Annotated in this window: 10 protein-coding genes; 5 read left to right on the forward strand and 5 right to left on the reverse strand. The window is 62.5% G+C overall.

Annotated elements, in window-relative coordinates; all coding sequences use genetic code 11:
* Both EN884_RS38630 and EN884_RS13050 read right to left on the reverse strand, forming a co-directional pair.
* Window positions 1–373: CAP domain-containing protein (locus EN884_RS38630; RefSeq protein ID WP_164894996.1), on the reverse strand; the 373-nt coding region annotated here is incomplete at its 3' end.
* Window positions 374–624: 251 nt separating this feature from the next.
* The gene (locus EN884_RS13050; protein WP_027163217.1) at window positions 625–1,848 is read right to left on the reverse strand and encodes a TadE/TadG family type IV pilus assembly protein; all 1,224 of its coding nucleotides are present in this window, start codon (window positions 1,846–1,848) and stop codon (window positions 625–627) included.
* A 300-nt stretch (window positions 1,849–2,148) separates the two neighbouring features.
* On the opposite strand from EN884_RS13050, the gene EN884_RS13055 reads away from it, so the two are divergent.
* Both EN884_RS13055 and EN884_RS13060 read left to right on the forward strand, forming a co-directional pair.
* Window positions 2,149–2,973: a DUF2189 domain-containing protein gene (locus tag EN884_RS13055; RefSeq protein ID WP_013532367.1), complete on the forward strand. Its 825-nt coding sequence runs from the start codon at window positions 2,149–2,151 to the stop codon at window positions 2,971–2,973.
* Between the two features lie 14 nt (window positions 2,974–2,987).
* Window positions 2,988–3,839 (forward strand): dienelactone hydrolase family protein, encoded by an 852-nt coding sequence (locus tag EN884_RS13060; RefSeq protein WP_063167719.1) that lies wholly within the window; start codon window positions 2,988–2,990, stop codon window positions 3,837–3,839.
* 25 nt (window positions 3,840–3,864) lie between these two features.
* On the opposite strand, the gene EN884_RS13065 is transcribed toward EN884_RS13060, so the two are convergent.
* Both EN884_RS13065 and EN884_RS13070 read right to left on the reverse strand, forming a co-directional pair.
* Window positions 3,865–4,497, reverse strand: a complete 633-nt coding sequence (locus EN884_RS13065; protein WP_024504845.1) for a LysE family translocator — start codon at window positions 4,495–4,497, stop codon at window positions 3,865–3,867.
* A 131-nt stretch (window positions 4,498–4,628) separates the two neighbouring features.
* Entirely contained in the window at window positions 4,629–6,614 is a 1,986-nt protein-coding gene (locus EN884_RS13070) for a TadE/TadG family type IV pilus assembly protein (protein ID WP_027163218.1), read from the reverse strand.
* Window positions 6,615–6,844: 230 nt separating this feature from the next.
* On the opposite strand from EN884_RS13070, the gene EN884_RS13075 reads away from it, so the two are divergent.
* On the forward strand, window positions 6,845–7,705 hold the full coding sequence (locus tag EN884_RS13075; RefSeq protein ID WP_063170199.1) for a TIGR01459 family HAD-type hydrolase: 861 nt from the start codon (window positions 6,845–6,847) through the stop codon (window positions 7,703–7,705).
* 6 nt (window positions 7,706–7,711) lie between these two features.
* Entirely contained in the window at window positions 7,712–8,692 is a 981-nt protein-coding gene (locus tag EN884_RS13080; RefSeq protein ID WP_063170200.1) for a bifunctional riboflavin kinase/FAD synthetase, read from the forward strand.
* A gap of 1 nt (window position 8,693) precedes the next feature.
* On the opposite strand, the gene EN884_RS13085 is transcribed toward EN884_RS13080, so the two are convergent.
* On the reverse strand, window positions 8,694–9,248 hold the full coding sequence (locus tag EN884_RS13085; protein WP_013532362.1) for an HdeD family acid-resistance protein: 555 nt from the start codon (window positions 9,246–9,248) through the stop codon (window positions 8,694–8,696).
* A gap of 194 nt (window positions 9,249–9,442) precedes the next feature.
* Between EN884_RS13085 and EN884_RS13090 the strand changes: the two genes are divergently transcribed.
* Window positions 9,443–9,865, forward strand: a 423-nt coding sequence (locus tag EN884_RS13090; protein ID WP_164894997.1) for a MipA/OmpV family protein, incomplete at its 3' end; no start/stop codon positions are given.

Below are 9,865 nucleotides of genomic sequence, written 5' to 3' on the forward strand. Positions count from 1 at the left end.
GCTTATCGAGGTCGAAACGACCCTCGGCGATGTTCTCCGCCGCGGCACCGGAAATTCTATTGTCCCTGACGCGCGAGGCGAAATCCTTGCCCCAGCCGGTGGTGTGGCTCATGCGGCGGCGCTGCGCCATGTAGCCTGCCTGCTGCAGGGCGGCCTGTTCGAGCTGCCGGTCGGGGACCAGCGGCGCGAGCCCGGCCGAGGCGCGGATGCTGGCCAGCGTGCTGGTGGCGGAGGAGGAGACCCCGGCGCCTTCGCCGGTTGGCAGTGAAACGGTGCTGCAGGCGGCGAGCCCCGCCAGGGCTGCGAGGCCGGTCAGCACCATGCGCCTGTTCAGCTTCGGGATCGGGTGGGTTTCGATTTTCGCTATGGTCATGCCTCTGAGATAATAGCGATCATGGCTTTTGCCGGGCAGGGCGGCGAAAATCGAAGAGGGGGCGACAGACTGACGCTGGCCGGTACAACGCTGATCGGCGTGGCATGCTGGGCGGAATTTCACCAGGCGATCGACGGCGCTGCCTATCCCAGGCTGGCCGGATTGCGCCTCGCATCGAAACCGATCCGGCCGTGCGTTACCGCCATTTTTCTCAACGCTACCGCTGGCGCCGCCGCACGTCAGGTTGTCTCTCATTTCACCAGAGTGATCATCCGATCGGCATACATTGTGCGATTTCCAAGCGCCGCCGCGCAGTCGGACTTGACGGACGAGTTCCCGGTCATCTGTATCGTATTGCCGACAAGCCTGAGACAGTCGCCCTGGGCGCTCATATCAGAATTGCCGGCGTAGGAAATGGGCGCGTCCGGCGCGTAGATGAAACCGCTGAGCACGGAATTTGCGCCACCATTCAATGTCAGGGCAGACGTGTTGCCGTGATCCTGGAAAATGGTGATGCCAGCATAAGGGCCGCTGGTGGGCGGGGAAAGGTTCACCTTCTCATTGGCATTTATGTAGATCTGAGCGCTTTCCATGAGGAAAATGGTCACGCCCTGGCCAGTCAGGCTGCCGTTTCCCCCTGGCTTTATGGTGGTGCCGCGCATGATGTAGACGCCCGGATTAAGCGTGATGTTCCCCGATAATGTCTTGTCGCAATAAGTGCCGGGCGACAGCGTGTAGGTTTTGCCGTTCGGGACAGGCAAACACAATGTGTAAGGGGGAGGAACGACGTCGGCCAATGGATCAAAGGATGCGTACCTATGTTCGTGCGGCGTTCCGCAGGCGAGACTGGCGCTGGGTGGCAACAGCCCGCTGGTGCCACCGACGGTTGAGACACAGCCGGCCGAAACCAGTGCGGAACCACCCCTGTTGACGGAATCCGACGCGTCCGAGTTCGCCGCGATCACGCAATTGTCCATCGAGACGTTGGTCGAGCCCTGCAGGTTCACGGCGGCGGACGCATGCGGATCGAGCGCCAGCACGCAGGCCTGCGCGCCAGGTTTTATCTTGACCGAGGCCGAGCGGTAGGCCTGCCAGGGGGCCGAGGCGCTGATGAAGCTTGGGCGGCTTATGCTGGACGACAGCGAGATAAAGTAGGCGCTTGGACTGCCGCTTGCCGTTGCCGCGAAAGCGGAGACGCTGCCCAAATATTCCTGCTGGTCGGCCGCGCTCATATTGGCGGCGAAGAACTGCAGCCCAAGCTGCTGGACATCGCCAGCCGCCATATCGGGAGAGAACTTCGTGCCGATGGCGAGCCCAGCCGCGTCCAGCGAGTTCTGGAGTTGCGAGGCGTCATGGCTCGTGCCGATCAGATCGACGGCGCCGGCCAAACCAATCATTATTGGCAGCATAGCGAAGGCGGTCGTTATGGCAAAGTTGCCGCGCTCCGAAGACCAGAAGGCTTTCAATGCGAACATAGTCCCTCGCCGAAACTCGTAAAGCTCAGGTGATACGCCAGGGATCCCTACGAGTAATTTAAGTAAATGCTAAAATGCGTAAATGCTAAAATGCAGCACAATGATTGGCCAAAACGAAGGTCTGCCAAGGTACGCCATATGAGAGGCCATACGGAGAGTTGAACACAACGAGGAGTTGCTCCCCAGGCCATTGACCCGGCGACAATCGCCGCCAACTCTGCTATCATGCTTCTCGATCTTGAAGTGGCAGCTCTGGCGGCCATCCAGGCGGTGACCGCCCCGACACACGGGAGGAAGGTTATGGCCGGCTTTCATGTCATGGCGGACGCACGTGGAATGCATGTGCAGCCGACGGTGCGCCGCATCACCACGTCGGACCTTTGGGATGCGTTGCGTCTCGGGTTCGAGGATTTCTGGGCAAAACCATCGCACTACGTGTTCCTGTGCCTGATCTATCCCATCGTCGGCCTGATCCTGACGCAGTGGACGTCCGGCGCCAATGCCATCCAGCTCATCTATCCCCTGATGTCGGGTTTCGCTCTGGTCGGGCCGTTTGCGGCGCTCGGCCTTTACGAGATCAGCCGCCGGCGCGAGCTCGGCATGAACACCTCCTGGCGGCACGCGTTTGATGTCCGGCGCTCGTCCGCGATCCCGTCGATCGCCGTCATCGGCGTCATGCTGGTGGCGCTGTTCCTGTTGTGGCTCTACACCGCGCAATCGATCTACACTGGCCTGTTCGGAGACCAGCCGCCGGCCTCGATCGGCGGCTTCATCCGCGACGTGCTGACCACCAGTAAGGGCTGGACGCTGATCCTTGCCGGTAATGCCGCGGGCTTTGTCTTTGCCGTAATCGTGCTGGCCACCACTGTGGTTGCCTTCCCGCTGCTGCTCGACCGCGACGTCGGCGCCGTCTCAGCCATCGAGACCTCGGCCCGGGCGGTGATGGCCAACCCGCTGCAAATGGCGCTGTGGGGCTTGCTGGTCGCCGTGCTTCTGGTGATCGGTTCGATCCCGCTGTTTGCCGGGCTCGCCGTCGTCATGCCGGTGCTCGGCCATGCCACCTGGCATCTCTACCGCAAGGTGGTCGAGCCGGAGCGGGCACAGCAGATAAGACGGCCGATGTAACGAAGCAGGCACCCATGGCCTTCACCCTGCCGAGACTGCCCAACAAGGTCGTCTGTCTGACCTGCCTTTGTATCGGTAGCTATCTGCATGCCGCGCCAGCGCGCGCTGACCAGCCGGTGCAGTTTGAAAGCGCGGCTTCGGAGCCAACGCCATTTCAGAAGCGCATTGCGCAAGCGGGCGGCAACGTCCCGAGGGCCGTTCCCGGCACGCCGCTGCAGGGGTATTTAACGCGTCCGCCGGGTGAGGGGCCGTTCCCGGCTGTCGTGGTTCTGCACGGATGTTCAGGTTTGCCCCGAAGTGTAAGGAAAACCTGGTCCGAGCGACTGTCTTCCTGGGGTTACGTCGTCCTCGTCGTCGACAGCTTCAGCACCCGCGGCATTAAGGAGACCTGTGATGGCCTCCACCCTGTTGATCGCGTATATGACGCCTACGGCGCTCTGGAATACCTATCAAAATACAGTTTTGTCGACCCGCGGCGCATTGCGTTGATGGGGTTCTCCGCTGGCGGGAACGCAACGCTCGAGGCCTTGCAGTCTGGTGGAGACGAGCGGCTTATGGAGCGCAAATTCAAGGCTGCGATCGCCTACTATCCGGATTGTTCGGCAACGAATGGCGACATGGCGGTCCCGACCTTGATCCTGATCGGCGAGCTGGACGATCGGACCCCCGCCAAAAATTGCCAGGAGATGATGACGCAGCGCAGCGGCAAGGGAAGCTCTGTGCAGCTTGACGTCTACCCGGGTGCTCGTCACGGATTTGACTCCGCAGGATTGAAGACCGGCATCGAGGCCTATGGTCAGTACAATGCTGCCGAGCAATCCATCCTTGCCTCTCATGCATTCCTGAAAGAAGTCTTCGGCGGCTGACAGCGGCGACCGCCGGTTTGCACTCTCAGCGCTGCGCGTCTGTCGCCATCTTCAGCGCAAGAGCCGCCAGCACGGTTCCCATCATCCAGCGCTGGATGACCAGCCACAAGGGCCGTCCGGCGAGAAAGGTGGCGATTGAACCGGCCGTTACCGCGATGACGGCATTGACGCTGAGGCTGATCGAGATCTGTGTCGCGCCGAGCACCAGGAGCTGCGACAGGACGTGACCCTTGCCGGGGCTGATGAACTGCGGCAACAGCGACAGATAGAGCACGGCCACCTTCGGATTGAGCAGATTGGTCATCAGGCCCATGGCGAAAAGCTTGCGCGGCCGGTCCCTCGGCAATTCGCGCACTTCGAATGGCGAGCGTCCGCCCGGCTTCACCGCCTGCCAGGCCAGCCACAGGAGATAGAGCACGCCGGCAAAGCGCAGCGCATCATAGGCGTAGGGCACTGCGAGCAGCAGCGCGGTGATGCCGAATGCCGCCGCCAGTACATAGAAGACAAAGCCGAGCGCCACGCCGCCAAGCGAGATGAGCCCCGCCTTCGGCCCCTGCGACAGGGAACGCGAGATCAAATAGATCATGTTGGGGCCAGGCGTCAGCACCATGCCGAGGCAGACCAGCGCGAAGGCGAGATGATTGGCTGTTTCGGGCATCTGTTCTTCCCCAGCGCGCCGCGAATGGACGCGCGATCCGGCAGGCGGCCAAGATGTGCCTGTCCCGGGAGGCGCGCGCAAGTGCATGGCGGCGCCAGCCGTTGTTCCAGCCAGCCCCCGAAGCCTGAGGATCAGCCGACGATGCGCAGGTTCGACAATTCGTTGCCGATTTCCTTGAAATCGTTCGACAAGCTGGCGCCGGTGGCATTCCAGAACAGTTTTGCCGGCTTGCTCGCGTCCGTTGGATCCTTGCGGAAGCGCGAGTTCGACGAGCAGGATTTCAGCGCCTCGATCGCCTGCTGATCGGCGGTTTTGGTCGTCGACAGGTCGAGCGCCACCGTCATCACCATGATATTGGCTGCCTTGGCGTTGTTGCAAAGCGTCGCCATCTGCTCGTTGAGCGCGTTGGTGTAGTTGCCGTTCGAATAGTCGAACTGGCCAATGGCGCTCGATGTGCCCATGAACAGGCGGCCCACCGAAGTGCCGTTGTAGCCTGGGTTGAGATAGCCGAAGGACGCATAGGTCGATTTCGAATCGGCGGGGTCGGAATGGCTGAGCGAGGACGGCGTGTAGTAGGTATTGGCGCCGTCGGTCAGCACGATGACGACCTTGTCGTTGCCTCTCTCGGTTTCCGGGCGGCCTTGCGTGAACGGCTCGCCGCTCGAAACCACCCGCCAACCCCAGGCCATGCCTTCGGGAACATTGGTGCCGCCATCGGGCTTCATCAGGTCGATCGCGGCCTTGATCGCGGTAAGCCCAGTGGTAACGCTGACATCGGTCAGCGGCGTGATCGGGTTGGTGGAGCAGCTGTAGTTCGGCCCGTTGCCGGCGGCCAGCGCCGGCGCATTGATCGGCCTCGGTTGGAAATATTTGGACATGTTGCGCAGCCGGGATTGGCCGGTGCTGCTCGTCGGGTCGTCATTCCACCAGCTGTTGATGGCGCCATAGGTCGTCGGCGCGGCCTCGTCGGGATCCTGGGTGAGCCTCCAATGGTTGCCGGGTTCGTCCGGGGCGAACATCGGCACAAACATCGTCGCCGGATCGCCGACCCCTATGCCGGTGTTCGCCGAGCCGCCGGAAGGCGCCGCGTCGTTGACATTGTAGGGATAAGGCCTGGCCTCGACGCAGCCCTGCCAACTGGCGAACGGGCCATAGGTGTCGATGTAGTCGTATTCGTCGTGGTCGCGTTTGCAGGTGTTGTTCGGGTTGTATTCGTCGCACACCACGCGCTTGCTGTTGACGACACGCTCATGGTTGGTGACGACCTTCATGTCGCGATAGAGCGAAAACCGGGTCAGCATCTGGCCTTCGTCGGTTCCCCATCCGGTGCCGCGCTTGTACCAGATGCCGTTGGTCTGCTGGGCGTATTTGTCGGCTGCGTTCAGCGTCGACCAGTCGAAATTCTCGTTCGATACCGGCGACAATCCTTCGGTATCCATCCAGGGCGCATTGCCGTTGCCGGGCCCGACATTGACCGAGGCGGCAAACGGCACGAGGCCGAACTGCACCGGCCTGTCGACCTGCTTGATCATCGCCGCCTGCTGGGCCAGCGTGTCGACCAGCTGTTTTGCCGCGGTCTTGAGAAGGTCGATGCGCGTTTGCCCCGAGCCCGTTCCGGTCTTGGTCATCGACCCGGAATTGTCGAGTACCAGGGCGACTTCAAGAGTGTTCTTCAGCCGCACTTCCGAGGTGATGTTGAAGCTGATCCTCTGGTTGGCGTCGGTTTCGGATTTGCCGACGAGCTGGCCGAAGACCGGATAGAAATAGGGCTTGTAGTCCAGCCGCGCGGTCATCTTGAGCAAGCCGCCGCCGGTGGTGTTGCTTGGCAAGGTGACGGTGAGCGTCGTATTGGCGGGATTGATCTTGTTGAGGTTGGCATTGAAGAAGTCGAGCGCATAGGCCCTCAACTGGTCGTCGGTGGCACCCTCCGTCAGCCGGCGCGCCGTGGCGAAGTTTGCGGCATCGAGCGCGTTCGAAACCGCCTGTTTTTCGCGGCTCATCTCGGTGAAGTCGACGGCCATTGCCAGGGCGCCCATCAGCGGAACCATAGCGACGACCGTCATAAGAGCATAGTTGCCGCGTTGGTCGCGGCAGAACTGACGCCAAAGTCCATGCATGTCTTGGAGCGGCCCCCGCCGGCGGATTCTCGATCGACGCCAGCTTTCCACAAAACGCTGAAGGCCGGGTTTGGCAAATCGCTCTATTGCCGGGTCAGCACTTCACCAACCGCTAACCAATCGTGCCTGGCGAAAGCTGGTGACAGGCCGGAATGGTTCGGCTAATCCGAACCGGCTGCGGCGAACCGTCTGTCGTGGCGGTCGCAACGATCATGACTGAAGGAAACGGCATGGCGGATTCGCCTGAAATCATCGGCTCGCTCGAAGACGTGTCGAAGGCCTATTCGGCAATCCTGTGCGACGTCTGGGGCGTGGTCCATAATGGCGAAACGCATTTCCCTGTGGCGGCCTCCGCATTGGCAAGGGCTCGAGAGGCGAAAATCCCCGTCGTCCTGATCACCAATTCGCCGCGCAGAAGTGCCGATGTCGTGGCGCAGATGAACGCGATCGGTGTTCCACCGTCAGCCTACGACCGGGTGGTTACCTCAGGCGACGTGACCCGGGATCTGATCGCCGAAGGGCCGCGCAAGATTTTCCATATCGGCGCCGACCGCGACTTCACCCTCTATGAAGGTCTCGACGTCGAGCTTGTCGAGGAGTTCGAGGCGTCCGGCGTCGTCTGTACCGGCCTGTTCGACGACGAGGTCGAGAAGCCCGAGGATTACGCGGAGCTCCTGCGGCGGCTGCGCGCCAGGAACCTGCCTTTCATCTGCGCAAATCCCGACATCGTGGTCGAACGTGGCGAACGCATCATCTGGTGTGCCGGCGCGCTGGCGCGTGACTATGCCCAGCTCGGCGGCCGCACATTGATCGCTGGAAAACCTTACGCGCCGATCTACAATCTCGCGATGAAGGAGGTTGCCGAGATTCTTGGCCAGCCGGTCGAGCGCGGCCAGGTGCTGGCCATCGGCGACGGCATGATGACCGATGTGAAGGGCGCCGCCGACAATGGCTTCGATGTTCTTTATGTCTCCGGCGGTATCCATGCCCGCGACTATGGCGATGCCCTGCAACCGGATCCGGCAAGATTGGCGGCCTTCCTGGAAAAGCATGGCTATGGTCCGGTGGCCGTCATTCCCAGACTTCGGTAGGTGACGATGGCAGCCTTCCAGCGCATCCTGGCAACCGCGCCGCTTCCCGCCGACCTGCGCGGCGGCGTCGTGGCGATCGGCAATTTCGATGGCGTCCATCGCGGCCATCAGGCGGTGCTCGAGCGAGCCTCGGCGGAGGCAGGACGGCGCGGCGTGCCGGCCCTGGTGCTGACATTCGAACCGCATCCGCGCAAGATCTTCAGGCCTGATATCCCGTTGTTCGTGCTGACGCCGCCGCCGATGAAGGCGCGGCTGCTGTCGCTGCTGGGCTTTGCCGCGCTCGTCGAGCAGCCGTTCACGCGCGACTTCGCCTCGCTGTCGGCGGAAGCGTTCGTGACGGATGTGCTGGAAACGAACCTCGGCATTACTCACGCCGTAACCGGGTTCGACTTCCATTTCGGCAAGGATCGTCAGGGCGGCCCGGCCTACCTGATGGCGGCCGGCGAGCGTCACGGCTTCGGCGTCACGCTCGTCGACGCGTTCCGGGACGAGGGCGCCGAGGTGGTGTCGTCCAGCCGTATCCGCGGATTGCTGGGCGAGGGTGAAGTGGCTGAAGCCGCCGGTCTGCTCGGCTACCGGTTCACCGTCGAAAGCGAGGTGGTCGGCGGACAGCAGCTTGGCCGCACCCTTGGCTTTCCAACCGCGAATATGAGGCTGTCGGCTGAAGCCGCACTCAGGGAGGGCATCTATGCCGTCCGCTTCCGCCGCGCCGACGGCACGCTTCACGACGGCGTCGCCAGCTTTGGCCGACGCCCGACAGTCGACGACAACGGCGCGCCGCTGCTGGAAACCTTTGTCTTCGATTTCTCCGGCGACCTCTATGGCGAGGTTTGTCAGGTTTCCTTCTTCGGTTTCCTGCGTCCGGAGGTGAAGTTCGAGGGGCTCGACGCGCTGGTCGCGCAGATGAAGCGCGATGAAGCCGAGGCACGCGCGCTGCTTGCCGGCGTCAGGCCGCTCTCCGACCTCGACGCTGCGATGGCATTTTAAGCTACTTCTTCAGTGCCAGGCCAACGGCGATGAAGGTCCAGCCCTGGAAGATCAGATCGATCGCCAGGAACAGACCGAGCACCCACAGGCTGTTGACCGGCCAGCCCATGGCGATGATCAGGCCCGCAAGCGCGGTGATGACACCGGCAGCGACGATCCAGCCCCAGCCGCGTTCCGGCCGATGGCTGTAGCCGACCCAGGCCCTGAGCACCCCTGACGCGACCAGCGCAATCGCCAGCAGGAATGTCAGCACCGCCGAGGCAAGCAACGGATTGCCGAAAGCGAAGAAGCCGGCAACGGCGTACAGCAGTCCGCTGAGCAGCCAGTAGAAGAAGCGGCTCCAGGTCTTGACGCCGAACGCGTGCACGATCTCGATGATGCCCGCCATCAGCATCAGCCATCCCACGACGTAGACGGAAGCCACCGTGGCGACGAACAGGTTGGCGAAGGCAATGCCGCCGAAGATGAGCAGCAGCACACCGAGCGCGACAAACCATCCCCATTTTGTCCGTGTCTGTTCGATCGCGATTTTCAGGGCGTCGCCATGCAGGGTCATTGTCGCGGTCTCCATCGAGGGCTGCGGAATACTGCGGATGGAAGGTAATCCGGGCGCGGGCCAACGTCCAGTCGATGACCGGCAGCGGCATCGCGGCAAAGCGCGAGCGTATGTCTCGGGTTTAAATCAAATTTTACCAAACGGCCGTCAAAGCTGTCATCGGTAATCGTGTGTGTCGTGTTAGTGGAGTGGCCATGAGTCCGGTCGGAAGAATCTCTCTAGTGTTGGCCGCTGCGGTGCTGGGCGGGGCGGGCGCCGCCAATGCGGGCGAGGGCAGCTGGCTGTCCGGCGACTGGTATCTGACCGTTGGCGCCACCGGCCTGGTCGCGCCCAATTTCGAGGGCGGCAGGAAATACATGCTGAGCGCCCAACCCATCATCTCATTGGGCAAGGCCGGACCGGCGGCACGCTTTGTCTCGCGCAACGACAACATCTCGTTGGCGCTGGTCGACGATGGCGGTGTCCGCGCCGGCCTGACCGGCAAGTTCCTGTTTTCCCGCGACGACGACAACGCCGATGAACTGAAGGGCCTCGATCCGGTGCGCTGGGGCGGCGAAGTCGGCGGCTTCTTCGAATTCTATCCGACGGACTGGCTGCGCGCCCGCGCCGAGCTGCGC

The sequence above is a fragment of the Mesorhizobium sp. M7A.F.Ca.AU.001.01.1.1 genome (assembly GCF_004022735.1).
In the GTDB taxonomy this organism is placed as follows: Bacteria; Pseudomonadota; Alphaproteobacteria; order Rhizobiales; family Rhizobiaceae; genus Mesorhizobium; species Mesorhizobium ciceri.